This is a genomic window from Methylomarinum sp. Ch1-1 (assembly GCF_030717995.2).
Lineage (GTDB): Bacteria > Pseudomonadota > Gammaproteobacteria > Methylococcales > Methylomonadaceae > Methylomarinum > Methylomarinum roseum.
The window spans coordinates 1057105-1082385 of record NZ_CP157743.1 but is presented as its reverse complement, the minus strand read 5'-3'; the positions used below and the strand labels follow the sequence as shown (position 1 = coordinate 1082385).

Sequence of the window (25281 nt, the reverse complement as noted above, 5' to 3'; positions counted from 1 at the left end):
TGCACGCTACGATGGCCGACCTTCATTCACCTCATTCAGCTGCCGCCAAAACTCGGCCTGCTTGCTGATTCCCAAGACCTTTTGTGCGGCCTGCACGCCGGAGACGCTGACGCCGTAGACGCCGCCGCCGGGCGAGGTCCAGTGGCCGGCGAAACAGAGTCCCTTGAGCGGTGACTGATTGGGAATGCGGGCCGGGCCGACCTGGGATGGCGACACGTCCCAGCCATAAGCGGCGCCCTGATAGTTTTGTGTGTAACGCCGCATTGTCGCCGGCGAGCCGCCTTCGCTGAACAGGATATGTTGTCGCAGGCCGGGGATATAGTGTCCGGCGAGCTCGATCAACGCGTCCATATAACCGGGCTTGGCTTGCTTCCAGGATTCGGTCGCCTGATACGGCAACAGCGTCGTCAACATCAGCAGATGCTGGCCGGGGGGGGCCAGTTCCGGGTCGACCAGGGTCGGCGCGGTGATGCTGAGCCAGGAGATCTCGCCATCGACGGTGCGGGCGAAATTGCGGTCATGGTCGACATCGGAGTAACAAAACGACTCGTGGGCGAGGTTCATCGCCGTTAAATCGAGATCGGTAGCGAGATAGACGACGAAGATAGACAGCGAATGGCGCATTTTCTTGATGCGTTGGATATAGCGCGGCGGAAAGTATTGCTCGCCGACCATCTCGCATACGGTATGGCGGATATCGGCATTGGAAATGACCATTGGCGCTGAAAAACGTTGGTCTTTGACGACGACGCCGGCGACGGCGCCGTCTTCGATCAGAATTTTCTCCGCCTTGGCCTTGAAACGGATTTCGCCACCATGGCATTTGAGACCGTTGACCAGCGTATCGGCCAATCGCTGGAAACCGCCCTTGCAGTAATAGGCGCCGTCGACCATGTAGCCGATCAACATTGTCGACCAGTAGACGAAGGATACCTCCGACGGCGGCAGGCCCAGATAAGGCCAGTTGCTGGCGAACACCCCCAGCAGCTCCGGATCGGTGATGAACCGCTCTGCGACCTCGGCCAGCGTCGACTTGCGGTATTTGAACAAAGCCGGCAGCAAGCATTGCGCCTGTTCGTGATCGACCTCGGCCATCATCTCGTCGGCAACGGTAATTTCCTCAGCCACCTGCAGACACAATTGGGTCAAGTCGTTTAGCCCCTGTCGTTGCTCGGGAAACCGTCGACCAAACTCGGCGATAAAGTTTTCGATCGATTGCGGCAGGCCGGCATTGAAGCCCGGATAATAAGCGTGGCTGAACGGGTCGATGCCGATGAACTGAATCTCATCCTCAACCGCCAACGCCCGCAACACCTTGTGGATGACCTGGCCGCCGCGGTAACCCCGGGGCCCGCAACCGCTGATCAGGTGCACGCCGGCATCGAAATGATAGCGCTTGCGCTTAAAGCCGTGGGCGTAACCGCCGGGCCGGTCGTGGCTTTCCAGCACCAGCACCGACTTGCCGGCCTTGGCCAGCAGGCCGGCGGCGGTCAGACCGCCGATGCCGCTGCCGATGACGATGACGTCGTAATCGGTCACGGTTTCGTCAGTCCCAGTTTTTCCCATAAGATCGCAGGAGATTCATAACACATGTCGCCGCTGGCGATGTCCACCGCGACCTGACAGCTATGTCCTCGAATCAGGCGTGCGCCGCTCAGCTTGTCGCAGACCTTATAGTTGATCTTCAGGCGGTTTTCCCATTCGCACAACTCGGCATGGACGGTCAGCTTCTGGCCGAACTTGGCCGGTTTGGCGTAGCGCACGCGCAGATCGATGACCGGCCAGGCGTAACCGGACTCGCGCATTTGCATGTAGTTATAGCCGATCTTGTCGAGCAGCGCGCAGCGCGCCACCTCGAAATATTTGACATAGTGGCCGTGCCAGACGATCTCCATCAGGTCGACATCGAAGAACGGCACGTCGATTTCGACTTCGCAGCTGACGATGCCCTTAGTCATAAAGCCTCCAATGCCGCTCGCGGATCAGTTGCACGCCTAGGCGCAATTCCTGCTCCAAGGCCCGATCACCGTCGAGCAACGGAATGCGGCCTCTGACCTGCGCCATCGTTTCGCGCAAGCCTTCGCTCAAACTTGCTGTATTGCCTCGAAGCTCTGCGCCCTGCACCACCGCGATCAACATCGCCGCGGCCGCCTGTTCGGTCAATTCCAGCACGCGCACGCAGTCACGCGCCGCGATCGTGCCCATGCTGACCTTGTCCTGATTGTGGCATTCGGTGGAACGCGAAAACACGCTGGCCGGCATCGTCAACTTCAAGGCCTCGGCGGTCCAGGCCGAGACGGCGATCTGCACCGCCTTGAAACCGTGGTTCAGCACCGCCTGCTTGCCCTTGGCGCCGGACAGGTTGGCCGGCAGGCCGTGATTGAATTTCGGGTCCATCAACTGCGCCATCTGCCGGTCCAGCAGATCGGCCAGATTGGCCACCGCCGTCTTCAGGCTGTCCATCGCGAAAGCGATATGACCGCCGTAGAAATGGCCGCCATGCAGCACATGCTCGCCCTCGGCGTCGATGATCGGATTGTCGTTGGCGCTGTTCAATTCGTTTTCGATGAACTGCCGCAGCCACGGCAGCGCGTCTTCCAGCACGCCGATCACATGCGGCGCGCAGCGCAGCGAATAGCGATCCTGTAGCCGGGTGTCGTTGCGCGGCGTCTGTTCGGTGACATGCAGATCGTCGCGAATGCGCGCCGCGGCCCTGATCTGCCCGGCATGCGGTTTGACCGAAAACAGCTTGGCGTCGAAATGATAGGCGTTGCCGTTCAAGGCAACCGATGCCAGGCTGGTGATGCGGGTGCACAAGCGCGCCAGATATTCTGCGCGCCTATAGGCCAGACTGGCCACCGCGGTCATAACTGCGGTGCCGTTCATGATCGCCAGCCCTTCTTTCGGTTTCAGCGTCAACGGCTCGATATTGAGCCGACTAAACACCTTCGCGGTCGGCTGCTTTTCGCCCTGATACAATACCTCGCGCTCGCCGGCCAGCACCGCGGCCAAATAGGACAGCGGAGTCAGATCGCCGCTGGCGCCCACCGACCCTTCCTGCGGAATCAACGGCAACACGTCGTGCTTCAGCAATTCGGCGATCCGTTGCAGCAAGGTATAGCGCACGCCGGAATAGCCCTGAGCCAGGCTGTTCAAACGCACCGCGAGGATCGCCCGGGTCTGCTGTGGGTCGAAATGCGCGCCCATGCCGCATCCGTGAAAGGTATACAGATGCTTGGACAGTTCGGCGACGTTTTCCAATGGAATCGACACGGTGCAGGAATCGCCATAGCCGGTCGTGACGCCGTAGACGAAGCCTTCCTCGCGCAACAGGGTTTCGATGAAGCGCGCCCCCTTGTCGATGCGTTCGACAAAGGCAGGCGCATCGCTTAATTCGAGCCGGGCTCCGGCTTCGGCGACCCGGCATATATCCTCGATCGTCATTCCTTTTCCATCGACCATGATGATCTGCTTAGTCATTTTCATCGGTCCAGAAATCATAAAAATTGAACCATTGCAGCGGTTCTTTCAGACAATAGTGTTGCAAACGTTCGGCATAATCCTGCACACAGCGTCGTATCATCGTCTCGCGTTGTTTTCTCGGAAACGACAGGCCGTCGCTGAAAGGATCGAAATAAATACCATATCTACCGCCCCGCTTCAGACAAAACAGCGTGTAGACCGGACACTTCAGCAGCGCGGCCAGGATGAACGGGCCCTGAGGGAACAACGCGGTCTTGCCCAAAAACCGGGCCGGCGCCACCCGGCTCCCGGCATTGATCGGCGTGCGGTCGGCGGCGATCACGACCAGTTCGCCGGCCTCGATCTTATCCTGCAGCAGCATCGCCGTCGCCGCATTGATCTCGGTGACCTGAATCAGATTCATGCTGCCGGCTTCGGCGTAACGGTTCAACAGCTTATTGAACTTCTCCGCATGCTTGGTATGCACCAGCACGTTGACGGTGACCTTGTTGCCCAGATAGGCGATCACCCTGCCGACTTCCAGGTTGCCCAGATGCGAGCCCAGAATCAGCACCCCCTCGCCTTGTTGAATATGGCGCTGTATCGCCTCGCGGCCATGATAGTCGACATCCTGCAACGAGATCGCGCCGCTCCAGGCCGCCAGCTTGTCGATGATGGCATTGGCGAAGCCGATGAAATGCCGGTAGCTGCCCAGCAAACCGGTGTCTATCTTTGACTCCGGCATAAAGGTCGATACCCGGCGCAGATACTGCCTGCTGGCCCTGCGGCCCTTGCCGTTGACCAACCAATAATAACTGACCACCGGATAGAGAAAAAACTGCAACACCTTGCGGCCGAACAGCAGGTACACCTTCAACAAGGCCTGCATGCCCCAGATGATGCCCCGCTCCTCCATTTGCGCCCAATGACTCATCGAAAGCGCCTCCACAGCAGACGCGGCAGACGCCACAACATGCCGAAAAACAATTGCGCGTGTTTACCGGAAATCAACAGGTTGTCCTTGAGTATCTGAAAGTGGGACACGCCGTCCAGCGGATACTGCACCTCCGTTTCCAGATTGACCACGTCGACGCCCTGCCAGTAAAGGCGCACGGCGATTTCGATATCGAAATCCATGCGCCGGCCCAAGCGCGCCGAATTCAGCAACTTCTCGACCGCCGCCAGCGGATAACAACGGAAGCCGCACATGCCGTCGGCGATCGCGAATGACAGCGTGTTGATCCAAATCCACAGGTTGGTGAACTGGCGCCCGTAGAGCCGGCCTTTCGGCACCGTGGCATCGAAGCGGGGTTTGCCCAAAATCAAGCTGTCGGGATGTTGCTCACTGGACGCCAAAAAGCGCCCCAGATCCTCCAGCTTGTGCTGGCCGTCGGCATCGATCTGAACGGCATGACTGTAGCCGTCTGCGATCGCCCGCCGCAGACCATCGCTGACCGCCGCCCCCTTGCCGCCGTTGCTTGGTCTTTCCAACAGCGTGATCCAACCTTTTTCCTGTTCGGCGATCCCTCTCAAGATCGCCGAACAAGCCTCCGAACTGCCGTCGTTGACCAAATAACAAGGCAGATCGTAGGCTTTCAGGCGTTCGACAACCTGAACGATCGCTTGCGGATGATTGTAAACCGGGATGACGATGCAGGTTTTCATGCGCGCTCCCCATAAACCATACGCCCGGAACTGTGCGAACCGGCTTCTGAACCCAATTCGAAATACAGCTTGCCTTTATCCGCCCGCCACTCCAGCGTCATCGTGATCAACGCGGACGGCTGAATGATTTTTTTGAATTTGATCACTTCCATCGTTAAAAACGGTTGCTCAATCGCAAAAAAAAGCTTGCCGTAGTGTTCACAAAAGGCCAGTTGTGCGACGCCCGGCAGAATCGGCTGCTCGGGAAAATGGCCGTCGAAATAGGCCAGCTCCGGCTGAATACGCAGACTCAGCGTGACTATATTGTCTTGACGCCGACAATGAAGCAGTTGGGGAAACTTGCTATGCTCTTGTTGCAACAAAGGCATCAGCAAGGCGTTATCGATTTTTCCTTGCGGCGTAAGCGGCAGCGCATCGATAAACAGCCATTTGCGCGGCAGCACCACGGTCTCGAAGGTCTGCATCAGCTCTTTTCTCAGTTGCCTGATCATCGTGTTCCGGCCCTGCTGCAGACGGTCTTGACCGCTTGCGCTCAAGACCACGACGACGCCGATACGGTCCCTGTGATTGCTCAACAGCAGGCAGTGCGCCTGAACGACCCAATCCGAGTCAGCCAGGGCTCGCTCCAATTCGTCCAGCGACAGGCGTTTTTCCTCGACCTTGACGATGCGATCTAGCCGGCCCAACAAGGTGAAACGGCCGTCTTCATGCACGTCGATGCGATCATCGAGCCGACAATGCCCCGGTTCGGGCAAATACGGCGATGCCAGTCGGCAGCAACCGTCCTTTTCTGGCGTTAGGCGAATGCCGGTAAAAGGCGTCCAGCTTGCGCCTTCGGCGATGCGCCGCCAGCCGATGCCGCCGGTCTCGGAACTGCCGTAGATTTCGGTGACCTGCTGGCCGCTATGATGCTCAATCAACTTGGCCGACTCGGCAGGCAACGGGCCGCCGGAACTGTATATCGCGCTCAACTCGGCAATCTGCCCCCAATCGCTCAGCTCATCCAATCTTTTCAGCTGGGCCGGGCTGGCGACCCAATAGGCCGGCGTCGAGGCCACGGCCCTCAGCATCGGTTCGGGACTCAGAAACATCTCGCTGTGAAAAATTCGGCCTGCAGCCAGAGGCCACAACAATCTGAACAATAGCCCGTAGATATGTTGATGACTGACCGTCGCCACGGCGGCGGCTCGTCCTAAGCTATCGCCCCACTGCCGCTCCAAGCCCTCCACTTCGCTTTGCAGCTGAGCCAGGCTTTTAGCGATCGCCTTCGCTTCGCCGCTGGAGCCGGAGGTGAAAAGGGTCAGCTGCGCATGTTGCAAGTCCAGTGGCGTCGTCGCGTTCGATCTCAAGGGCGCAAGTGCGCGTCCTTCGTCGACACACTCTACGTCACTCTCTTGCCCCGGCCAATCGCCTAACAATCGGCAACCGCGCTCGATCAATTTGTCCGCGCTCGCCGGCCGGTTATTGCCGGGAATCCAGACCTGCTTGCCGGCATGCAGCAAGGCGAACAAGCGCACCGCGAATGGATAAGCCGCATCGCAATACAAGGCGTAATGCTTCTGCGGTTGTTGTTTAAGCGCCGTCGCTAAAACGCCGACCTCTGCGCTAAATTGCCGGCGGTCTATAGGCTGGCCTCGATGCACGGCGATGATCGGCGCCCCGTCTTCCGCCAGCGCACAGCGGGGCAGAGAAGTCAGTTCAGCGCACATGTTCCTGAGTCCGTATTCTCACCCAATACTCGATTGTCATTAATAAGCCCATCAGCACATAAGCCAGCAGGCCATTGTACAGACTCCACCAGGCGAAGCTGCTCCACAGCGCCGTCGCAGCCGCCGCGAGACCGTTCAACAGGAAAAACGCACACCAAACCTGGGTCACCTTGCGGGTATAAAGCACTCCCTTGGGAGGCAAGTCGGGATGTTGAAGACGCGCCAACCGTTCGATCACCGGAGGCGGAAAATACAGACTGGCGGTAAAAATAAGCAACAAGCCGAGATTGATCAGAGCCGGATAGAAGCGCAACGTCATCAGGTTGTTGTGCCAGACGGCAAAACCGCAATAGAGCACCGCGACGATGGCCAACCAGCGGTCGCCTGTGCCGGCCGTCCCGCCACTCAGCAGCCGAAGCAACAGCAGCGACGCCAGGGCCGCGGCGATTTGCCAGGGTTCGATATAACGGATGCCGAAATAAACGGCCAAGGGGTATAACAGCGTCAACGCAGCGATCACGCCATTAGTCAGTCTGCGCATCACTCATTAATCAGTTTATAGACCGCTTCCACCACGTCGTTGATTGTGCGCGCGTTTTTAAAGTCTTCCGGCTTGACCGCCCGGCCTGTCATCTCTTTCAGCTTGACGATCATATCGACCGCATCGATACTGTCAAAATCCAGGTCTTCGTAAAGACGCGCGTCCAAAGTCACCTCGTCCGCTTCAATTTCAAACATATCCTGCATGATGTCCCTAATCATCCGCAGAATGTCATCGCGATTGCACATACTATCCTCAGTTCCGTTCAGATTCTATAAATTCAGCCAGCGCGGCGACCGAGGCGAATATTTTCACCACATCGTCTTTTTCCGCATCGATCCGGACATTATATTTTTTTCTGATAGCCAACCCCAATTCCAGCGCATCGATCGAATCCAATCCCAGCCCTTCATTAAAAAGGGCTTCCTGACTGTCTATGTCGTCTACGCCGATATCCTCCAAGTCCAGCGATTCAATAATGAGGTGTTTTAATTCATTCTCCAAACTGCTCATAGCGTTCTCTTTGTTGGCTAAAATAGTCCTGTAAATAGCGGTTAAAACGACGGACGGCCAGTGTTTTGGGCTCCATCGCCTGAAAATCGTCCAGCACCATATCATCTCCGACCCGCATTGCCAAATGAAAACGGCGCTCCGGAATCTGATACCATTTCTCGGCTTTGGTCAGTGTGCTGGGAACACAACTCAAGGTAACGGGCGTCACGATGGCATTGGCCTTTAAGGCGATAGCCGCCGCGCCGCGCTGAAATTTGTAAGCTTTGCCCGGAACCGAGCGGGTGCCTTCGGGAAAAATAATCATCGTGCCGCCCCTACGCAGACAGTCGACGCAGTCGTTGATCATTTTTTCCGGATCGCCATTGCTGATATATCCGGCGTTGATGATGGGGCCCTTGGTAAAGGGATTATGCCATAACTTTTCCTTAACGATGCAGTTTGCCGCCGGAATCCTGCTGATCAAAAAGACGATATCGACCAAGGTCGGGTGATTGGCGACGATCAGTTGGCCGGGCCGATTAAGCTTTTCCAGGCCGGTAATTTGGTAGGTCATGACGCCGATTCGGTGCATGAAGCCGATAAAAAAATAAAAACTGAGCTGCACGCACTTTTGCGCTCGCCGAATCTTTCGTTCCCGATGGACGGGAAGGCTATTCAACAGCGGAAAAACCAGAACCCATAGCAAAAAACCGCCGATGCCGAACACGGCGAAGCTAAGACCGGTCGCAAACAACCGCCAGCCATAATCAATCTGTTTGCCCATCTTTCTCCCAACACCAACTGTGGCGCGACGTTTTTACGATCAGTTCGGTTTGCGAGTCGGCCAAAAAACGAATGAAAGCCGGTAACTGTAAGGCTTGCTCGCCATCGTTCCCGCTCGCCGGCGATGAATACATCGTCATCCGCTGTCCTTCCCCCTGACCGGCGATACGCAAAGCCAGCGCGCAGCTTTGATCCATCGAGACCTTGAACGGCGCGGAAGGATAAAAATCGACCAGCGGCTCATCATAAAACACCAGCAAAACCTGCTCAGCGCCCTCCTGCAACAGCCCTAAGGCTTCGATGAATCCCGGCGCCATGCCCTCCTCGCCGGGGGCGACGACGGTGCTTTGCAGTTTATTCCGCCAGGCCATCGAAAACAGCCCGGCAATGGCGTTGTGCACCGACAGGCTGAAGGCGGTCGGGGAAATTTCCTCGCCGGCTTGCAGCGTTTCCAGCATCGCGAAAGACTTGGCCAGTTCGCCATGACTGGAGCTGAATACCGTCGGCGCCATCCAGGCTTCATCGATACACTGATTGGCGGCGCAAAACACCGTTTTAGCCAACGGACTCAAGCGCCGTTTCAACATCTTCGGCACGGTTGCCAACAACGCCTTTTCCCTAAGCGCATCCTGTTCCGGATTCGGCAGCAAGGGCGGCCAGACCGCCCAGTTTTGTAATATGAAATGCTGTTGCATGTCGCTGATAAAATTTACGAAAGCTTTACGCGGTTTTCCAGTAAGCTCTGGTCAACCTGAACAAGACCGGACTCAACAAGGCCAGCGCCATTAAATTGGGAATCGCCATCAAGCCGTTCATGACATCGGCCAGTTGCCAGACCAGAGTCAGCTTGCCCAGCGCGCCGACGGGTATCGCGATCAGCCAGAGCAGACGATAAAAACCGATAACCTTGACTCCGAACAGAAATTCGGCGCAACGCTCGCCATAATAACTCCAGCCTAATATCGTCGTGAAGGCGAATACCGACAAACCGCAAACGACAATATAACCGCCCCAGCCGGGCAAACTGCTTGCAAATGCCAGGGTCGATAATGAGGCTCCATTTTCGCCGTCCTGCCAGACACCACTGATGATGATCACCAGCGCCGTCATGCTGCACACGACCAGCGTGTCGATCAAGGTGCCGAGCATCGCCACCATGCCCTGCTGAACCGGGTCCTTGTTTTGCGCCGCCGCATGAGCGATCGGCGCGCTGCCCAGGCCCGCTTCATTGGAAAAAATCCCCCGCGCCACTCCGAAGCGTATCGCCGCCCAGACACTGGCGCCGGCGAAGCCACCCATCGCCGCCGTGCCGTTGAAGGCGCTGTCGACAATCAACGATAACGCCTCCGGCACCTGTTGATAGTGCAGCGCGAGCACGACCACCGCCGCGATTACATAGCTCAGCGCCATCAACGGCACCAGCATCGCCGCCACTTCGGCAATGCGCTTGATTCCGCCGATGATGACCCCGGCGCTCAGCACCGTCATCACCACCGCGCTGACCCAATCGGGAATGGCGAACTGGGTTTCAATCGCATCGGCCACCGAGTTGGCCTGCACCATGTTGCCGATCCCGAAGGAGGCAAGCATCCCGAACAGCGCAAACAGCCAGGCCAGCCACAGCCAATTTTTGCCCAGGCCGTTTTTGATATAGTACATCGGGCCGCCGACATGCTGACCCAGCTCATCGACCTCGCGGTATTTGACCGCCAGCACTGCTTCGCCGTATTTCGTGGCCATGCCGAACAAGGCCGTCAACCACATCCAAAACACCGCGCCCGGCCCGCCCATGACGATCGCGGTGGCCACGCCGGCGATGTTGCCGGTGCCGATGGTGGCCGACAATGCCGTCATCAGCGCCTGAAATGGCGTGATGTCGCCATTCTGGCTGTCTTTTCGGCTGCGCCACAAAAACAGCACCGCCCTGGGCGCGAACAGCCACGGAAAGGCTCTTAGCCCTAGGGTCAGAAAAAAGCCTATCCCTAACAAAAGGGCCAGCATCACTGGCCCCCATACGATCGCGCTGAGCTGGCTTAACCAGGCTTCCAACAGCTTCATTTAGGCAGGTCGTTGGCCTCTATCGCCTTATCGTAATCCGAGCCGATGCTAATGATGAAACTGGTCGCCTGCTCGATATTCATTTGCGATTTGTGCACCCTAGATTCATGCGCGATCAAGGTGAAACCCGAGGTCGGATTGGGCGAGGTCGGCACAAACAAGATGTAGCGGTCGTTTTCCCGATTGGTCACGTAGGCCGGCACCCATAAACCTTCTTTAGGATATTCGATATAGACCACTTCACGGGCTTTGTGCTTTTCATGGCCGGACAGCATGTTGACCAGCTTCTTAGTCACCCGGTAAATGGTGTTCAATAATGGAATACGATGGATCACCGCATCTATGCCCGCAATAATCGAGAATCGTCCCAGACTGACCCGGTAACCGACATAGGCAAATAACGCGAAACTGACGACAAACAGACTAAAAGTCACGCCATAATTTTCATAATAACCGTATACCATCCTGAACAGGTCGGCGAACCGGTCTTTGACAAACCAGACAATCTGTAAAATCACGACGATCGGAATAAACGCCAACACGCCGATTAAAAAATAATTGAATATTTGTCTCATCATGCATTCCTCATATAGATTTTGTTATCAGTAAAAGCCCCGAGGCCAGCAAAAAGGCCGCGAAAAATTTACTGTATTTATTATTATCGATACCACTGTAGACTATTTCTTCAGTCAGCAAAAATACAATAACGCCAACTTGTAAAAAAGTCGCATTTTGCGCATAGCTCAGTTCGAACTCACTCCCTAAGGCCAGCAACGTGGCCAGCTGGAATAACGCGAAGGTAGCGTAACAGACCGCAACGGTGACGCGAGTGGTATTCTTGTCATATTGCTTGCCATGCACGATTGCCGTCAGCAAGGCGCCGCCCAGATTAGTCAGGCCATGGACAATCCCCATTGCCGCCAGATAGGCCTTCTCATATCTCACCAAGGTTTGCAGCATCGTTTCCACCGCCGGGAAAAAGCTTTTCAACGCGACAAAAATCAAAAATGCGCCGATTAACAAGCCGATGTTGATGCTGCTGGAGGTGGCGATAAATAGAAACAAAACCACAAAAGGAATCGTATATATCAATACATGCCTGAAAAAGTCGCCATCGATATAGCGGTAATGTTTGAGAATCTGCAGGGAATTGATCGCGATCGAAATCGGCAACAGAATGCTGAGCGCATTGACAAAATCATAGCCCAACAACAATAACAAAGGCGTGCCAAACAGCAGCACCCCCACCCCGAAAATTGACTGTATCACCGATGTCGCCAGGACAGTCAGCAGAATATCGACCGGCATCCCCTTCCCCCCTTTTTATTTATGCAGAGATTATAAGCGAATTTATCAAGGCAATCGCAATAGTCGCAGAGATTAAAATGACGACAAACAAGGACCAGGGCTCCCTCATTAAAAAATACCTGAATCAACAGATTGGTTAATATCGCGTCATCCCTCAGGGCGGGGCGGGTTATTTAACCCGCCCCGAACGTTTAACTTACTCTAGTCACGGTTGAATCGTTCAGGACCTCGCTGACCTGCATTTCGCATAGCGGCTTTTCGCGCCGAGGGCGGCGCTCCTACGCAAAGCACCGTCTTGCCTTCGGATATGTCGAACACCGTGAAGCGCATCAAAACCGATGCGGGCAGGGCGGATCAAGCGCAGCGGATCCGCCAACGTAGGGCGGCTTCGCGAAGCAAGCCGCCAAAAACCGCCACCAGGGCAAAATTGGGGCGGGTTATTTAACACACCCTAAACGTTTAACTTACTTTAGGCGTATTTGTAGCTAATTTTCTGTTTTGCCACTCATTCATTTAATGAGGTAGCCCTGACCCAAGGTCGACTCACCAGCGCCTTGATTCAATACGTATGTTTGTGATCTCGGCAGGACAATCGTGCTATGTTGCCGGTGATTGTCACATAACCCGCTCCCTTGCGTTCGGTTTGGTCGCTATGCGCCAAGGCGCAAGGGCATGGACAATGCGACCTTGGTGCTTCCCGATATGGTTCACATGCTCTGCGTGGAAACCCAGCCAGGGATGCTCCAGCGTACCGTACCGCAGAGCGCGGGATCGATAGGGCTGAGAAAGGTTGTGGACGGAGTTGCAAACTCCGTCCGGCTTGAGAAATCAATGACCTACTGCCTAAACACTGAAAGATACTGAATAGTTACGTTATTTAAACCAACAACGCTGCCGGTTTAGGCATTTTATCTTCATTGGCCTATGCCGATAGACGGCCAATCGGCGCCGACAATTCCAGACCGCTTTTTCCCGCCGACAACATTTGCCTGGGTGCCCCGTCATTGACCAGCCTCGTAAAGTTGGTCGACCGTCAAATGCACCTCGGGCAGAAAATATTTTCTGAAATAGTCCACTTCCGCTAAGTCGATGGCGTTCAGGCGTTTTTCAATTTCATCCATCGCATCCTTGAACTCCTGATTGCCGGCCTGGATTTCCTCGACGCATTTAACATAGGCGCTGATGGTGTCGGCCGCCTTGACCAGTTCCATGACCTCCAGATCGCAAGACTCGGTCACATAATTGAACAGATCGTCTTTCAGCTGGTCCGGCAGCGTATCGATCAACGCTTGTGCGGCGACCGCTTCAATATCCTTGTAGCCGGCGAAAATTTCTCGGTTGAATCTTTTGATCGGCGTCGGCAAATCGCCGGTGATGCTTTCATGAGCGTCATGATAAAGCGCCGCCAGCACCACTTCGCCGGGATCGATGGCGCCGCCGTAATATTCATTTTTGATCGCGCATAACAGATGGGCTATGACGCAGACATCGAAAGAATGCTCTTTGACATTTTCATCGACCGAATTGCGCTTCAACCCCCAGCGCTGAATGTATTTAAGCCGATTGATGGTCGCGAAAAAACCCGACATGGCGTCTCCTAATATCTATTTCCGATCAAGGTCATGGTGACTATTCTGGCAGTGCTGTATACTTTTTTCAAAAAGCGGAGGAATTCATCATGCGGCTTTGGTTACTGCTTCTTTCCTTTTTCGGCATCCTGTTGCTGATTACCCTGCTTAACGCCCGCATCAACGGCGGTTTCAAAATTGAAAGTTCATGGATTGCCATCGCCTTGGCGCCGACTATCATCTGGCTGCTGTCTTCCGGGCAACTGGCCGAACTCAGCGGCTTCGGCGTGGCCTTCAAGCTACGAGAAGCGGTTGCCCGTCCGTTTTCGCTGAAAATTCACGGCAGCAAAATCACGCCGGAGGTTTTGTCCAGCGATGAGAAAGGCAGCTACGACGCCATTCAGAATTTCATCAGGAACCGGATTCCGGCGATGACTCTGCAACTGGGCCGCAAGGGCTATTACTACGGCCCCGTCATCATGGAATACCTTAAGCAACTCACGCAACACGACTTTTTCCGCTATGTCGTCTTCATCGACGATGCCGGCAAATTCAGCGCGCTGGTTTCGGCCAGACCCTTTTACGAGCAATTGCGCGCAAACAAGGTCGACATCGTCAACTTGATCGAAACCAACGACCTCGAGCCGATTAAGGGCCTGATCAGCAGCGCAATTTCCAGCGACAGCAATAAACGTGAAGTACTGGAAAAAATGGCCCATAAAAACTTGTCGGAACTGCCGGTCATCGATGAAGACGGTTACTTCATCGGCATCATCGATCGCGACAAACTGACCAGCAGCATCGTACTCGACCTGGTCGCGGAAAAACAGTAACGATTATTCAAACAGACAATCACTCAAGTCCGGCGTTTTAAAATGTCGGGAAGGATGCGGATGTTCTTCCAGCGCCGCCATGCGACTGTCATGAACGACTCGAAAGCCCTTGTCGAAATCGGCATTGAGAAAATCCCTCGCCAACTGTTCACACATACGGTAAAGCGCTGAATAATCCGTGCTTTTCCCCGATGAACATTGGTTAATCTTATCGGACAGGCTGCGTACGATCGCGATCACCAAGCGATCATGTTTTCTAGAAGCGTCAGCCTCTTCGACATCGGCGCCCTGCAGTGCGACACCGGTCAATGCGGCATAGCCCAGGTTCACCAGACCGGCCAAGATATCGGCCATCTCGCCTCGTTTGAAAGCGTTGAACAGTTCGCTCCCCTCTTCCATCAACAAAGCCTCACGGGCAATGATGCGCATATCCGCCAACGGTTCGGGTTGGCCGAATTCGGCCTGCGGTATTGAATAAGCGGAATGAAACTCTCTGACCAACTGTAAATGTTCGTTCATCGTCCTGTCTCCTATTTAATACATCGATAGCGAACAGCAATTCCCATTTGAGCGTTTTAAGGGAATGGCTGGATAGTGAATAGACTATGACCATATCATGTGCATTCAGTTTAACCGTAATATGTTACAAAGGCGATAAAAGTTCATCCAGCGCAGCCGAAATTTAATCGATTGAGGTAAAGGTTCTGCTTGCCCCCTCTAACAATATTATTCAACGGTCAACGCATTGGTTTATTATGTTTCCAGTCATCATCCACTGCAACCGCCAGCAATGAACAAGTCTGCCGCCTCGCCTTATTGGGAACATTTCGAACATGACGCCGACATCGGCATACGCGGCGTAGCGCGGGAACTTGACCAGGCCTTTGAACAGGCCGCCGTGGCGATGACCGCCGTGATCGCCGAACCCAAGCTGATTGCGGCGGATCAAGCGATCGCCATCGCATGCGCGGCAGACGATGTTGAACTGTTGTTTCTCGACTGGATAAATGAATTGGTTTACCAAATGGCGATCCATCGGTTATTGTTCAAACAATACCGGGTCAACATCAAAGACGGCAAATTATCGGCAACGGCCTACGGCGAAGCCATTGATCGAGAAAGACACCAGCCAGCCGTGGAAATCAAAGGCGCAACCTTTACCGAGCTGCGCGTCTATCGACAAGCCGATGGCTTGTGGGTGGCGCAATGCATCGTCGATGTCTAATCCGATAAGGCAGCAATGATTCGAGTTAACGGGGGAAAGCGATGGATACCAGTCAATTTATACAACGCGATGAAACCTGTTGGGAAATTCCGCCTCATGGCAGGATGCGGGTGCCGGCCGTCATTTATGCCGACGCCCACTTGCTGCAGCAGATGGATCAAAAGGTCTACGAACAACTCAGCAATGTCGCAATGTTGCCGGGCATCGTCGAGGCCGCCTATGCGATGCCCGATGCGCATTGGGGTTACGGCTTTCCGATCGGCGGGGTCGCCGCCTTCGATCCGGAGCTGGGCGGCGTAGTCTCGGCCGGCGGCGTAGGCTTCGACATATCCTGCGGCGTGCGCACCTTGCATACCGGTCTCAACACCGACGACCTGCAAGCCCATAAACAGGCGCTGGCGGACGCCTTGTATCGGATGATTCCGGCCGGGGTCGGCAGCAGAGGGCGCATTCACCTTAATCATCAGACCATGCAAGGCATGCTGAAAGGCGGCGCACAATGGGCGCTGGCGCAAGGTTACGGCGAACCCCAGGACTTGGAACGCATCGAAGAGCATGGCAAGATGGCCGGCGCCGAACCGAACTATGTGTCCGCCAGAGCCAAAGAACGGCAAAAAGATGAGATGGGCACCCTCGGCTCCGGCAATCATTATCTGGAAGTACAACGGGTTGCCGAAATCTTCGATCAGGACGCCGCCCAGGTATTCGGTTTGCAAACCGATGCCGTCGTCATCAGCATACATTGCGGCTCCAGGGGGCTAGGCCACCAGATCGGCACGGAGTTCTTGAAACAGATGGCGGTCTCCGCTCCGCAGCACGGCATCGCGCTGCCCGACCGGGAACTGGCCTGTGCGCCGCTGGATTCGTCGTTGGGTAACCAGTATCTTGGCGCGATGCGGGCCGGCATCAACTGCGCCTTGGCCAATCGTCAGATCATTACCCATTTGACCCGCCAGGCTGTCGCCGGCATTTTTCCCGATGCCCATCTAAGCCTGCTTTATGATGTCTCGCATAATACCTGCAAGCTGGAACAACATGAAATCGGCGGCAAAAAAAAGGGCCTGTTCATCCACCGCAAAGGCGCGACCCGCGCGTTCGGCCCCGGCCATCCCGATTTGCCGCCGGTGTTCCAAGCCGTCGGTCAACCCGTGTTGATAGGCGGCTCGATGGGCACTAGCTCTTATATCTTGTGCGGCTGCAAAGACAGCGAGAAACGGGCGTTCGGTTCGGCCTGTCATGGCGCCGGGAGGGCGATGAGCCGGCGCCAGGCCAGCAAACAATGGCGGGGTAAAACGCTGATCGAAACGCTGGCGGCTCAGGGCATCATTATCCGCAGCCAGTCCATGCGGGGGGTCGCCGAAGAAGCGCCACCGGCTTATAAAGATGTCGACAGCGTCGTCGATATCGCCGAGCTGGCAGGATTGGCCCGTAAAGTGGCCCGCCTGGAGCCGATGATCTGCATTAAGGGTTGAGCCTTGTCTCGACTTTATATCGGCACCAGCGGCTGGAGCTACCGTCATTGGAAAGACTGTTTCTACTCGGGTATCGCCCGGAAAAACTGGTTAAGCTACTATGCCGAACAATTTTCCAGCGTGGAGGTCAACGGCACGTTTTATCGCCTACAGAATGCCCAGACCCTACGTAAATGGTTCGAGCAGACGCCGGTTGACTTCAAGTTCGCAATCAAGGCCAATCGTTACCTGACCCACAACAAAAAATTACTCGAACCGCAGCAATCGGTGCTGATCGAGAAAGACCATGCCTCGGCATTGCAGCAAAAACTGGCCGTGGTGCTTTGGCAATTGCCTATGAGCCTGTCTAAAGACGCCGCCAGGCTGAAGATGTTTTGTCAGGCCTTACGGCAATGGCCGGAAGTGCGCCATGCAATCGAATTAAGGCACCCTTCCTGGTTTGACGATGAAACGGGGGCAATCCTGACAGATGCCGACATCGCCTCATGCATTTCCGATGCCGGCGACTGGCCGCGTTGGGACAGGGCCAGCTCAAATCTGGTTTATATTCGTCTGCACGGCAAGCCGCAAACCTATGCATCCCGCTATAGCCCGCAGCAAATGCGGCACTGGGCAGAACGCATCGCTCAATGCATGGACCAACAGAAACAGGTGCATGTCTATTTCGATAATGACGCGGAGTGCGCAGCCCCGCTTAATGCCAGGGAATTGCAGCGGTTGTTGAATGGGGCTGTCTGATACAGCCATTGGCGACAGCCCCGACTGACCGGGCTAGGGGTTATCCGGATCGCAAGAGCCCATTTTCACCCAGGCGCCGTAATCACAACGCAATAGCACATCGCCGCTGCAGACTTGGCTTCCATGTTGATAGCTTTTGCCGTTGAAAAGACAGACCGGTTCGCCCGGTTGCTGCTGTTTGATGACATCCGCGCTTTCATCGAATTCATCGATGATCGGAGAGGTTTCCCGTTCCGGATCCGGAGCGCCGACATGCGGCACATTGATGCGATTCATTATTGTCTCCTTATGTCCTGGTCGTTTAAATCCTCTTACCTTAGTTTAAAAATACTCTCTTCGACACTCAATGACAAAACTTTTTAATTCTTTTCCTAGCACATAGTCAATATTATTCTGTCGGCAATTGTGAACATAGGTGAAGTTTTATCCGCGCACTGCGAATAAATTCACACCTACCGCGGCAATTCCCATCAGTTTGGCGTTCAAAAAGGGCACCGGGTGTGTTTGGCGCGGGTGTCCTCGACAGTCACACCCCATGCCCTAAACACAACCTCAGCTTGGGATAAGAGTTAAGAAGGCATCAGGTAGCTCTGGAAGAAGTGTGCGCGGCATGGCCGATTTTTATTTAGGTGCTGGGTGAACGGCGTCTTCTGGAAGCGCTACCTGATACCGGCTGATTTCTTAACCCAAACTCAGGTTAAACACAGCAAAAATGCTCAAACGGAGAAACTTTAGTAAAAGTAGCCTGTCCCCTTTTTGTCCCTTTGTTTATTTAGGTGCTCCTGAGTAAAAGTAGCCTGTCCCCTTTTTCGCTGTCCCCTTTTTTGCCCCTTTTTAAACTCGCGGTCAGTTAATAGCCATTTAATCTTATTCAGCGCTTCCGTTCCTGCAAGGCCTCGAATCCGGACACCACATCCAACAACTCCTCGGTAATCTGATTCTGGCGCTGCTGTCGATAAACCGCCGTTAACGACTCCAGGCGTTGTTGTATGTTTTTTTCCGCCACCTGCATCGACATCAGTCGACTCGCGTGTTCGCCGGCCAACGATTCCGCGCAGGCATTGAACAGCCGGCCGAATAAATACTGCCGGATCAACGACCGCAACAATTGTTCGGCAGGCATAGTAAATTGCGGCAGGGAACGGGACGGCCAGGGTTTGTTGCGGTCGCGGTTAAAGCGGCTCAAATCGACCGGCAATAATTGCCTAACCTCTGGCGGGTAGGTCACCCGTTGCCGGCGGGCATGATGGAACAACATGATCGTGGCTATATCCTGTTGCTGCCAATCATCGATTTTCAACAAAATTTTCTGCACCGTCTCGGTGATATTGTCGACCGTGCCCGGAACCCAGAAACATTCCTCCACGCTTTGCCCCATGGCTCGCAATGAGGCGTCAATCCGGGCGCCGACGACTAGAATGCGGCGACCATTCGTTTGTCGCTGCATCTTATCCAATTCCCGCATGGCAAAGGCCGCCATGTTTTCGTTATAGCGGCCGCATAAGCCGTGATCGGAACCAAACACGATCGCGCCGACCTCTCCTTGCTCCTTTTCGCCACCGCCCATCGTGTTTGCCGGCTTCCGCCGCAATACCGCCTGCAGTCCCAGTTCGACCGTACGATTATATTGCTGCAGCGATTCCTGCGCCCGTTCATACTGGCGTATGCTGACCGCGGCGAGCACCTTCATCGTGCGGACGATGTCCTGCATGTCGGTGGTCGTCGCCATGTCGCGTTGCAAAGCCTCAAGCGTTTTCATGGCCTTCTTCCGTAAAAGCGTCCAGCGTGGAACGGGCGAAATGCATTAACGCGCTCTTTTCCCGCTCACTCAGACGCTCGCCGTCTCTAATTTTCCGGCGCTGTTCGGCGAAACGTCTCGACAACTCGTCGCATAAGCGCAAGCCGGCCTTTTTAACCGCATCCAGCGGCAACGGATCGAACAAACCGGCATTGACCGCCTGCAAAACCACGATTTGATCGAACACGCCGAGCGGCCGACCTTCATCCTGCTTTAAAATCTCCCTGACCCGCCGCCCTCTTTCGATGCTGTGACGGGTGGCGTCATCGAGCCGGGTGCCGAAGCGGGCGAAGGTTTCCAATTCCTCGAATTGCGAATACGCCAAGCGCAGCGGCCCGGAAATATCCAGATATCCCGGCAGCTGCGCCTTGCCGCCTACCCGAGACACCGATTTGCCAACATCGACGGCCGGCAGTCCGCCCTTCTGAAACAACACCGGCGACAGATAAACCTGTCCGTCGGTAATCGAAATCAGATTGGTGGGGATATAGGCGGACAGATTCTGCGCCTGGGTTTCGATAATCGGCAGTGCCGTCAAACTGCCGCCGCCGTATTCGTTTTTCAGATGCGTTGCCCGCTCCAAAAGGCGCGAATGCAGATAAAAGATGTCGCCCGGATAAGCCTCGCGGCCCGGCGGACGTCTCAGCAGCAGCGACAGTTCGCGGTAGGCGTGGGCATGGTGGGTCAGATCATCGTAGATCACCAGCGCATCTCGGCCCTGCTGCATGAACCATTCGCCGATGCTGGCTGCCGCATATGGGGCGATATAAAGCTGGCCGGGCGTGGTTTCGCCGGCGGCGACCACCACCACCGTGTATTTCAACGCGCCATGTTCGCGCAAGCGCTGTATCGCCTTGGCCACCGCGGCGCCGCGCTGGCCGATCGCACAGTAGATGCAGACCATGTCCTTGTCGTGCTGATTCAGGATCGTATCGATCGCGATCGCGGTCTTACCGGTCTGACGATCGCCCAGCAGCAACTGGCGCTGACCGCGGCCGATTGGGATCAGCGCGTCGATGACCTTGATGCCTGTCTGCAACGGCGCCGAAACCGGCGCCCGTTCGATGATCGGCCGCGCCTCCCGCTCGATCGGCCAGCGCGAGCCGGACCTTAGCGGGCCAGCATTATCCTGCGGCCGCCCCAGCGCGTCGATCACCCGCCCCAGCAGAGCTTCGCCAACCGGGACGTCGATGACTCGGCCGCTGCGCTCGACCCTACTGCCGGCCGACAACTCCGTCTCTTCGCCCAACAACACCACGCCGATTTCGTCCGGGTCCAGGTTGAAGGCGATGCCCATGACACCATTTTCGAAGCGCAACAATTCCATCGCCCGAGTATTCGGCAGGCCCTGCACCCGAGCGACGCCGGAACTGAGTTCGATCAAGCGGCCGACTTCCCGCTGTTTCAAGGCGAAATGCTCGCTCGTCAACACCCGGTCGATATGCTGCGAAGCTTGCTGCAGATGACGGCGAAAAAACTCGCTCATGATGATTTGCCGGGGCTAGTTAACAGCTCGCTTTCCAATTCGCTCAGATAGCGATCCACATTCCACTCCCAACTGCGCCCGCCCACTTCCAGCGCGATGCCGCAAACGATCGCGTCACGCTGTTCGAAGAGCAAACGGCAATCGGGCGCAAACTCATCCAACCATCGTTGTATCCGCCGGCGATTGGCCTCGTTCGCCGGAAACCCCGTGATAATCGTCGCCTGATGCTGTTGGCGCAGCGCCTGAGTGAACGCGTCCCGTTCATCCTGCGGCAAGGAGGACAAATGCTCTAGAAAACGCTCGATGATGCGCTGCTCCAGCGACTCGCTGGCCAATTCAGTCAATATCTTGTCGCTGAGCGCTAGCGCTTTTTCGCTAAGCATCTGCCGGATAGATTCGCCCAGCTCCTGTTGCTGACGCTGCATCTCTGCCTCGAACTGCATTTTCTTGCGTTGCATGTCATCGCCGAGGCGTCGCAACAACTCCGTCTTTTCATCTTCCGCCTGCTGCCTGGCCTCCGCCATCTTCGCGTCCCGCTCCTCTTGCAATTGCTGCAGATGCTGCTGGTACTGCTGTTTCAACGCCTGCGCTTCGTCCATTTGCCGATGCGCCTGCTGCAAGCGGCCGTTGATGCCCAGCTCACGACGTTCCATCACATTCATGAGGGGCCGAAACAGCAGTTTTTTCAGCAGCCAAACCAGAATCAGAAAATTGACGATCTGGGCGGCGACGGTAAACCAGTCTATCGACATGGATCAACCTCCGCTTTGGGCGATCGCGTATTCCCAGAATGGATTGGCGAAAATCAGTATCATCGAAATTACCAGACAATAGATCGCGGTCGACTCGACCATCGCCAAGCCGACGAACAGCGTCCGGCTAATCGTGTTGGCTTCGTCCGGTTGTTGGGCGATCGCGCTTAAGGCCTGAGCCAGCGCTCTCGCCTCACCTAAAGCGGGGCCTACTGAGCCGATGGCGATGGTGATGCCGGCGGTAAAGATCGAGATCATACCGATCAAGCTGATGTCACTCATGTGTGTCTCCTGTTTCGGGGTGTTTGCTGTCCTTATCGTCACTGGACGGAACGGCCGAGGCGATATAAACCATCGTCAAGACCGAAAAAATATAGGCTTGGATCGTGCCGGTCAACAAGCCCAGCACCTGCATCAGTATCGGAAAGAAAAACGGCACGAAGCTGAGAAAGATCGCGCCGATCACGACGCCGCTCATGATATTGCCATACAGCCTGACTGCCAGCGCCAGTGTGCGAGAAAGTTCGCCGATGATGTTGAACGGCAGCATGAACAGTGTAGGCCGGCAATATTGTTTCAAATAGCGCCATAAGCCGATCTGTCTGATGCCGTAAACCGGCACCGCGACAAACACGCACAACGCCAATGCGGTCGTGGTCGACAAGGAGCTGGTCGGCGGTATGTAACCTGGCACGATCGCCAACAAATTGGAAATCAGGATGAACAGGAACAGAGTGCCGATCAGCGGCAGATAACGCAGCGGCCGCTGGCGGCTGATTTCGCGGATTTGCAGATTGACGTGAAACACGATCACCTCCAACAGATTCTGCCCTTTGCTCATCGGCGGGTCGACCACCATGCGTCGGGTCACCGCATAACTGACCAGCGCCAGCAAAGCCATCACGCCCCAGGTAAAGGCCAGGGTCGCATTGATCTTGATGAGACCGTATTGCCACAAAATAATCTGATCGGGATTGGTCATCATGGTTTTTCCCCCATCAATGGCTGTCTTGCACCCTGATCCGTCGGCTCAGTAGCATACGGACCACGATGAAACCGGCCAGACAAAACAGCATCGCCTGCCAGCCTTGCAGCGCCACCGGATAAAAAGCCGCCGCCGCCAATAGATTGCGGCTCAAGAAGCTGCCCAGCATCCATAACGCCTGGTGTTTGACTTCGACCAGCCGGCGCACCGTCAGCCACAATCCTCCGAAATAAAACACACCCAGCAACAGGCCCCAAAGCAGGGCCGCGCCGTATAGATAGAACGATTCAGTCATCGCGGCTTTCCTCGCCGATCCAGCGCCAGGCATTCAGGCAACCCAGCACGACGCCGACGAACATCAGCGTCAGCGTCCAGGAAATCTGTCCGGGCCAACGCTTGTCTATCCACACACCCAACGCAATGCCGGCCAGCGTCGGAATCGCGACCGACCAGCCGACCAGGCCGAACATGCCCAAACCGAACCAGACACCATGCCGCCGGTTTTGTCGGGCCTTGAGCTTGCGCTCGGCCTGTTCCTCCACCGATTTTGTCAGTTCCGCCTTGGGCGGCTCCGGTTTTTTATTCATAGTTAATCATTATGTTATAGATCGTCATCGTCCCTCCTGCATCTGGGTAAAGCGCCTGACCACGCCCGCTTCCAGCCTGGACAGAGCGCTGCGCGCGATGCGTTCCCCTTCGTTAAGCTGGCGAAAACGATGTTCCACCGTGTCTTTCAGCGTCTCCAGGTCCTCGCCCCTGACCGCATTGTAGGCCGAAATCATCACTTCGTCGGCGCATTTGACCAGTACGCCTTCATCGACCGCGACAAATACCTCTTGCCCATCGGCATCGACAAACTGCAACAAGCCCGGCGCCAATTCGGAAACGAAATCGACATGGCGCGGCTCCAGGCAAAAGGAACCGTTTCCGCCCTGGGCGATGACTTTTTGCACCGGTTCATCGATCAGCACATGGCTGGGCAGCAACAGTTTCAGTCTCATTTCTCCGCCCCGTCGATGGCGCCGATCATATACAGCGACTGTTCCGACATCTCGGCAAACTCGTCAGCGAGTATGCGTTCACAGCCATCCAGCGTATCCCGCAGGCTGACCAACTGCCCCTTGCGTCCGGTGAAATGCTCGGTGGTGACGAACGGCTGGGTCAGAAAACGCTCCAGTCGCCGCGCCCGATTCACGGTGGCGCGGTCATTTTCGCTCAGCTCTTCCAGCCCCAGCATCGCGATGATGTCCTGCAGTTCGTCATATTCAGCCAACACTCGTCTCACTTCGGTCGCAATTGCATAATGACGTTCCCCGACCACGGCGGCATTGAGCATCTTGGAACGCGACGCCAACGGATCGACGGCCGGATAGAAACCTTGACTGGCCCGTTTGCGCGACAATACCAGCGACGCGGACAGATGACCGAACACATGGGTCGCGGCCGGATCGGTAAAGTCGTCGGCCGGTACATAGACAGCCTGTATCGACGTCATGCTGCCGCCGGCGGAATTGCAGATGCGCTCTTCCAGCTCCGCCAGTTCGGTCGCCAATGTCGACTGATAACCGACCCGAGAAGGAATGCGCCCCATCAAGCCCGAGACTTCGGAACCGGCCTGAATAAAGCGAAAAATATTGTCGATCAACAGCAGCACATCGCGTCGGCTCTCGTCGCGAAAATATTCGGCCACCGACAAGGCGGCGTGGCCGACTCGGAAGCGCACGCCAGGCGGTTCGTTCATCTGGCCGAAGATCAATACCGCATCCTTCAGCACATCGGCTTCATCCATAGTCCGGTAAAGCTCTTCCGCTTCCCGGCAACGCTCGCCGATGCCGCAGAACACGCTGACGCCGCGATAATGACCGACCATGTTGTGGATCAATTCGGTAATCACCACCGTTTTGCCTACCCCGGCGCCGCCGAACAAGCCCGCCTTACCGCCGCGCTCCAACGGCACCAGCAGATCGATGATCTTGATGCCGGTCTCGAACACATCCGAGCTGACGTCGCGTTGGCTCAAATGCAACGGATTGCGATGCAGCGGCCGGGTCTCGCCATTTGCCGCCAAAGGGGCTTTGCCGTCGATGACCTGACCGAACACGTTGATCATACGCCCCAATACCGCATCGCCGACCGGCACCGACAAAAAGGCGCCGGAATCGCTGACCGGCGCGCCTCGCTCCAATCCCTCGGTGGTGTGAAAAGCGATGCAACGTACATCCGTTTCATTCAGATAGGCGGCCACCTCAAGTACGATCTCTTGCCCGCTCTCCACCCGCAGCATTTGATTGATACCGGGCAGTCGCCCCGTAAAAGTCACGTCCACGACGCTGCCTCTGACCGACTTCACCCGTCCGCCGACAGTCTCAGGGTTTTCGCGTGCAGCTTGATTCGACGTCGGCATCG

At 55.8% G+C, this 25281-nt stretch carries 30 protein-coding genes; 4 read left to right on the top strand and 26 right to left on the bottom strand.

The annotated features are described in order from the left end of the window. Window positions 1-6 precede the first annotated feature (6 nt). The 15 genes from Q9L42_RS05320 to yfbR all read right to left on the bottom strand — a co-directional run bounded on the left by Q9L42_RS05320 (window position 7) and on the right by yfbR (window position 13607). Window positions 7-1539, bottom strand: coding sequence for a phytoene desaturase family protein (locus Q9L42_RS05320; protein WP_349432191.1), 1533 nt, complete (start codon window positions 1537-1539; stop codon window positions 7-9). Next, window positions 1536-1958 carry an acyl-CoA thioesterase gene (locus Q9L42_RS05315; protein WP_305909465.1) on the bottom strand — a complete coding sequence of 141 codons (423 nt, stop codon included), beginning with the start codon at window positions 1956-1958 and terminating at the stop codon, window positions 1536-1538. The genes Q9L42_RS05320 and Q9L42_RS05315 overlap by 4 nt, the downstream gene beginning before the upstream one ends. Beyond that, window positions 1951-3480: an HAL/PAL/TAL family ammonia-lyase gene (locus Q9L42_RS05310; protein ID WP_305909466.1), complete on the bottom strand. Its 1530-nt coding sequence runs from the start codon at window positions 3478-3480 to the stop codon at window positions 1951-1953. Before Q9L42_RS05310 ends, Q9L42_RS05315 begins: the two co-directional genes overlap by 8 nt. Then, a complete protein-coding gene (locus Q9L42_RS05305; RefSeq protein ID WP_349432188.1) occupies window positions 3473-4396 on the bottom strand; it encodes a hypothetical protein in 924 nt (307 codons plus the stop codon). The genes Q9L42_RS05310 and Q9L42_RS05305 overlap by 8 nt, the downstream gene beginning before the upstream one ends. After that, window positions 4393-5127 carry a glycosyltransferase family 2 protein gene (locus Q9L42_RS05300; protein ID WP_305909468.1) on the bottom strand — a complete coding sequence of 245 codons (735 nt, stop codon included), beginning with the start codon at window positions 5125-5127 and terminating at the stop codon, window positions 4393-4395. The genes Q9L42_RS05305 and Q9L42_RS05300 overlap by 4 nt, the downstream gene beginning before the upstream one ends. Next, on the bottom strand, window positions 5124-6836 hold the full coding sequence (locus Q9L42_RS05295; RefSeq protein ID WP_349432186.1) for an AMP-binding protein: 1713 nt from the start codon (window positions 6834-6836) through the stop codon (window positions 5124-5126). The genes Q9L42_RS05300 and Q9L42_RS05295 overlap by 4 nt, the downstream gene beginning before the upstream one ends. After that, on the bottom strand, window positions 6826-7377 hold the full coding sequence (locus Q9L42_RS05290; protein WP_305909470.1) for a hypothetical protein: 552 nt from the start codon (window positions 7375-7377) through the stop codon (window positions 6826-6828). Before Q9L42_RS05290 ends, Q9L42_RS05295 begins: the two co-directional genes overlap by 11 nt. After that, window positions 7377-7625, bottom strand: a complete 249-nt coding sequence (locus tag Q9L42_RS05285; protein WP_305909471.1) for an acyl carrier protein — start codon at window positions 7623-7625, stop codon at window positions 7377-7379. Before Q9L42_RS05285 ends, Q9L42_RS05290 begins: the two co-directional genes overlap by 1 nt. A 7-nt stretch (window positions 7626-7632) precedes the next feature. Beyond that, window positions 7633-7890, bottom strand: a complete 258-nt coding sequence (locus Q9L42_RS05280) for a phosphopantetheine-binding protein (protein ID WP_305909472.1) — start codon at window positions 7888-7890, stop codon at window positions 7633-7635. After that, the gene (locus tag Q9L42_RS05275) at window positions 7871-8653 is read right to left on the bottom strand and encodes a lysophospholipid acyltransferase family protein (protein WP_305909473.1); all 783 of its coding nucleotides are present in this window, start codon (window positions 8651-8653) and stop codon (window positions 7871-7873) included. Before Q9L42_RS05275 ends, Q9L42_RS05280 begins: the two co-directional genes overlap by 20 nt. Beyond that, a complete protein-coding gene (locus Q9L42_RS05270) occupies window positions 8637-9347 on the bottom strand; it encodes a beta-ketoacyl synthase chain length factor (protein WP_305909474.1) in 711 nt (236 codons plus the stop codon). Before Q9L42_RS05270 ends, Q9L42_RS05275 begins: the two co-directional genes overlap by 17 nt. A gap of 25 nt (window positions 9348-9372) precedes the next feature. Then, window positions 9373-10710, bottom strand: coding sequence for an alanine/glycine:cation symporter family protein (locus Q9L42_RS05265; protein WP_349432183.1), 1338 nt, complete (start codon window positions 10708-10710; stop codon window positions 9373-9375). After that, on the bottom strand, window positions 10707-11288 hold the full coding sequence (locus Q9L42_RS05260; protein ID WP_349432181.1) for a DUF502 domain-containing protein: 582 nt from the start codon (window positions 11286-11288) through the stop codon (window positions 10707-10709). The genes Q9L42_RS05265 and Q9L42_RS05260 overlap by 4 nt, the downstream gene beginning before the upstream one ends. A 7-nt stretch (window positions 11289-11295) precedes the next feature. Next, window positions 11296-12018, bottom strand: coding sequence for a hypothetical protein (locus tag Q9L42_RS05255; protein ID WP_305909476.1), 723 nt, complete (start codon window positions 12016-12018; stop codon window positions 11296-11298). Between the two features lie 1001 nt (window positions 12019-13019). Beyond that, complete coding sequence (gene yfbR, locus Q9L42_RS05250; protein WP_305909478.1) at window positions 13020-13607, bottom strand: 5'-deoxynucleotidase; 588 nt, start codon at window positions 13605-13607, stop codon at window positions 13020-13022. A gap of 89 nt (window positions 13608-13696) precedes the next feature. Here yfbR and Q9L42_RS05245 point away from each other — a divergent pair, with 89 nt between their 5' ends. Next, a complete protein-coding gene (locus tag Q9L42_RS05245) occupies window positions 13697-14419 on the top strand; it encodes a CBS domain-containing protein (protein ID WP_305909479.1) in 723 nt (240 codons plus the stop codon). 3 nt (window positions 14420-14422) lie between these two features. Here the strand turns inward: Q9L42_RS05245 and Q9L42_RS05240 are convergent, their stop codons facing one another. Beyond that, on the bottom strand, window positions 14423-14938 hold the full coding sequence (locus Q9L42_RS05240) for a nucleoside triphosphate pyrophosphohydrolase family protein (RefSeq protein ID WP_305909480.1): 516 nt from the start codon (window positions 14936-14938) through the stop codon (window positions 14423-14425). Between the two features lie 271 nt (window positions 14939-15209). Between Q9L42_RS05240 and Q9L42_RS05235 the strand changes: the two genes are divergently transcribed. The 3 genes from Q9L42_RS05235 to Q9L42_RS05225 are packed head-to-tail and all read left to right on the top strand — an operon-like array spanning window position 15210 to window position 17854. After that, entirely contained in the window at window positions 15210-15644 is a 435-nt protein-coding gene (locus Q9L42_RS05235; protein ID WP_305909481.1) for an archease, read from the top strand. Window positions 15645-15685: 41 nt separating this feature from the next. Next, a complete protein-coding gene (locus tag Q9L42_RS05230; protein ID WP_349432177.1) occupies window positions 15686-17116 on the top strand; it encodes an RtcB family protein in 1431 nt (476 codons plus the stop codon). A 3-nt stretch (window positions 17117-17119) separates the two neighbouring features. Continuing rightward, a complete protein-coding gene (locus Q9L42_RS05225) occupies window positions 17120-17854 on the top strand; it encodes a DUF72 domain-containing protein (protein ID WP_305909482.1) in 735 nt (244 codons plus the stop codon). A gap of 33 nt (window positions 17855-17887) precedes the next feature. On the opposite strand, the gene Q9L42_RS05220 is transcribed toward Q9L42_RS05225, so the two are convergent. From Q9L42_RS05220 to atpD, 10 genes are all read right to left on the bottom strand, one after another. Further along, complete coding sequence (locus Q9L42_RS05220) at window positions 17888-18130, bottom strand: DUF1496 domain-containing protein (RefSeq protein ID WP_305909483.1); 243 nt, start codon at window positions 18128-18130, stop codon at window positions 17888-17890. A 595-nt stretch (window positions 18131-18725) separates the two neighbouring features. Then, entirely contained in the window at window positions 18726-19613 is an 888-nt protein-coding gene (locus Q9L42_RS05215; RefSeq protein ID WP_349432175.1) for a F0F1 ATP synthase subunit gamma, read from the bottom strand. Then, window positions 19600-21138 carry an alternate F1F0 ATPase, F1 subunit alpha gene (locus Q9L42_RS05210; protein WP_349432173.1) on the bottom strand — a complete coding sequence of 513 codons (1539 nt, stop codon included), beginning with the start codon at window positions 21136-21138 and terminating at the stop codon, window positions 19600-19602. The genes Q9L42_RS05215 and Q9L42_RS05210 overlap by 14 nt, the downstream gene beginning before the upstream one ends. Further along, a complete protein-coding gene (locus tag Q9L42_RS05205) occupies window positions 21135-21890 on the bottom strand; it encodes a hypothetical protein (RefSeq protein WP_305909486.1) in 756 nt (251 codons plus the stop codon). Before Q9L42_RS05205 ends, Q9L42_RS05210 begins: the two co-directional genes overlap by 4 nt. A gap of 3 nt (window positions 21891-21893) precedes the next feature. Next, window positions 21894-22172: a F0F1 ATP synthase subunit C gene (locus Q9L42_RS05200; protein WP_305909487.1), complete on the bottom strand. Its 279-nt coding sequence runs from the start codon at window positions 22170-22172 to the stop codon at window positions 21894-21896. Next, window positions 22165-22875, bottom strand: a complete 711-nt coding sequence (locus Q9L42_RS05195) for a F0F1 ATP synthase subunit A (RefSeq protein ID WP_305909488.1) — start codon at window positions 22873-22875, stop codon at window positions 22165-22167. The genes Q9L42_RS05200 and Q9L42_RS05195 overlap by 8 nt, the downstream gene beginning before the upstream one ends. A gap of 13 nt (window positions 22876-22888) precedes the next feature. Beyond that, on the bottom strand, window positions 22889-23170 hold the full coding sequence (locus tag Q9L42_RS05190) for an ATP synthase subunit I (RefSeq protein WP_305909489.1): 282 nt from the start codon (window positions 23168-23170) through the stop codon (window positions 22889-22891). Further along, window positions 23163-23462 (bottom strand): AtpZ/AtpI family protein, encoded by a 300-nt coding sequence (locus Q9L42_RS05185; RefSeq protein WP_349432170.1) that lies wholly within the window; start codon window positions 23460-23462, stop codon window positions 23163-23165. Before Q9L42_RS05185 ends, Q9L42_RS05190 begins: the two co-directional genes overlap by 8 nt. Before the next feature lie 24 nt (window positions 23463-23486). Beyond that, window positions 23487-23876 carry a F0F1 ATP synthase subunit epsilon gene (locus Q9L42_RS05180; RefSeq protein ID WP_305909490.1) on the bottom strand — a complete coding sequence of 130 codons (390 nt, stop codon included), beginning with the start codon at window positions 23874-23876 and terminating at the stop codon, window positions 23487-23489. Then, window positions 23873-25279: a F0F1 ATP synthase subunit beta gene (gene atpD, locus Q9L42_RS05175; RefSeq protein WP_305909491.1), complete on the bottom strand. Its 1407-nt coding sequence runs from the start codon at window positions 25277-25279 to the stop codon at window positions 23873-23875. Before atpD ends, Q9L42_RS05180 begins: the two co-directional genes overlap by 4 nt. Window positions 25280-25281: the final 2 nt, after the last annotated feature.

Bases quoted from the DNA above. Each gene is read 5' to 3' on its own strand.
- Q9L42_RS05315 (WP_305909465.1), bottom strand. From the start codon at position 1,958: ATGACTAAGGGCATCGTCAGCTGCGAAGTCGAAATCGACGTGCCGTTC.
- Q9L42_RS05310 (WP_305909466.1), bottom strand. From the start codon at position 3,480: ATGACTAAGCAGATCATCATGGTCGATGGAAAAGGAATGACGATCGAG.
- Q9L42_RS05305 (WP_349432188.1), bottom strand. From the start codon at position 4,396: ATGAGTCATTGGGCGCAAATGGAGGAGCGGGGCATCATCTGGGGCATG.
- Q9L42_RS05300 (WP_305909468.1), bottom strand. From the start codon at position 5,127: ATGAAAACCTGCATCGTCATCCCGGTTTACAATCATCCGCAAGCGATC.
- Q9L42_RS05295 (WP_349432186.1), bottom strand. From the start codon at position 6,836: ATGTGCGCTGAACTGACTTCTCTGCCCCGCTGTGCGCTGGCGGAAGAC.
- Q9L42_RS05290 (WP_305909470.1), bottom strand. From the start codon at position 7,377: ATGCGCAGACTGACTAATGGCGTGATCGCTGCGTTGACGCTGTTATAC.
- Q9L42_RS05285 (WP_305909471.1), bottom strand. From the start codon at position 7,625: ATGTGCAATCGCGATGACATTCTGCGGATGATTAGGGACATCATGCAG.
- Q9L42_RS05280 (WP_305909472.1), bottom strand. From the start codon at position 7,890: ATGAGCAGTTTGGAGAATGAATTAAAACACCTCATTATTGAATCGCTG.
- Q9L42_RS05275 (WP_305909473.1), bottom strand. From the start codon at position 8,653: ATGGGCAAACAGATTGATTATGGCTGGCGGTTGTTTGCGACCGGTCTT.
- Q9L42_RS05270 (WP_305909474.1), bottom strand. From the start codon at position 9,347: ATGCAACAGCATTTCATATTACAAAACTGGGCGGTCTGGCCGCCCTTG.
- Q9L42_RS05265 (WP_349432183.1), bottom strand. From the start codon at position 10,710: ATGAAGCTGTTGGAAGCCTGGTTAAGCCAGCTCAGCGCGATCGTATGG.
- Q9L42_RS05260 (WP_349432181.1), bottom strand. From the start codon at position 11,288: ATGATGAGACAAATATTCAATTATTTTTTAATCGGCGTGTTGGCGTTT.
- Q9L42_RS05255 (WP_305909476.1), bottom strand. From the start codon at position 12,018: ATGCCGGTCGATATTCTGCTGACTGTCCTGGCGACATCGGTGATACAG.
- yfbR (WP_305909478.1), bottom strand. From the start codon at position 13,607: ATGTCGGGTTTTTTCGCGACCATCAATCGGCTTAAATACATTCAGCGC.
- Q9L42_RS05245 (WP_305909479.1), top strand. From the start codon at position 13,697: ATGCGGCTTTGGTTACTGCTTCTTTCCTTTTTCGGCATCCTGTTGCTG.
- Q9L42_RS05240 (WP_305909480.1), bottom strand. From the start codon at position 14,938: ATGAACGAACATTTACAGTTGGTCAGAGAGTTTCATTCCGCTTATTCA.
- Q9L42_RS05235 (WP_305909481.1), top strand. From the start codon at position 15,210: ATGAACAAGTCTGCCGCCTCGCCTTATTGGGAACATTTCGAACATGAC.
- Q9L42_RS05230 (WP_349432177.1), top strand. From the start codon at position 15,686: ATGGATACCAGTCAATTTATACAACGCGATGAAACCTGTTGGGAAATT.
- Q9L42_RS05220 (WP_305909483.1), bottom strand. From the start codon at position 18,130: ATGAATCGCATCAATGTGCCGCATGTCGGCGCTCCGGATCCGGAACGG.
- Q9L42_RS05215 (WP_349432175.1), bottom strand. From the start codon at position 19,613: ATGAAAACGCTTGAGGCTTTGCAACGCGACATGGCGACGACCACCGAC.
- Q9L42_RS05210 (WP_349432173.1), bottom strand. From the start codon at position 21,138: ATGAGCGAGTTTTTTCGCCGTCATCTGCAGCAAGCTTCGCAGCATATC.
- Q9L42_RS05205 (WP_305909486.1), bottom strand. From the start codon at position 21,890: ATGTCGATAGACTGGTTTACCGTCGCCGCCCAGATCGTCAATTTTCTG.
- Q9L42_RS05200 (WP_305909487.1), bottom strand. From the start codon at position 22,172: ATGAGTGACATCAGCTTGATCGGTATGATCTCGATCTTTACCGCCGGC.
- Q9L42_RS05195 (WP_305909488.1), bottom strand. From the start codon at position 22,875: ATGATGACCAATCCCGATCAGATTATTTTGTGGCAATACGGTCTCATC.
- Q9L42_RS05190 (WP_305909489.1), bottom strand. From the start codon at position 23,170: ATGACTGAATCGTTCTATCTATACGGCGCGGCCCTGCTTTGGGGCCTG.
- Q9L42_RS05185 (WP_349432170.1), bottom strand. From the start codon at position 23,462: ATGAATAAAAAACCGGAGCCGCCCAAGGCGGAACTGACAAAATCGGTG.
- Q9L42_RS05180 (WP_305909490.1), bottom strand. From the start codon at position 23,876: ATGAGACTGAAACTGTTGCTGCCCAGCCATGTGCTGATCGATGAACCG.
- atpD (WP_305909491.1), bottom strand. From the start codon at position 25,279: ATGCCGACGTCGAATCAAGCTGCACGCGAAAACCCTGAGACTGTCGGC.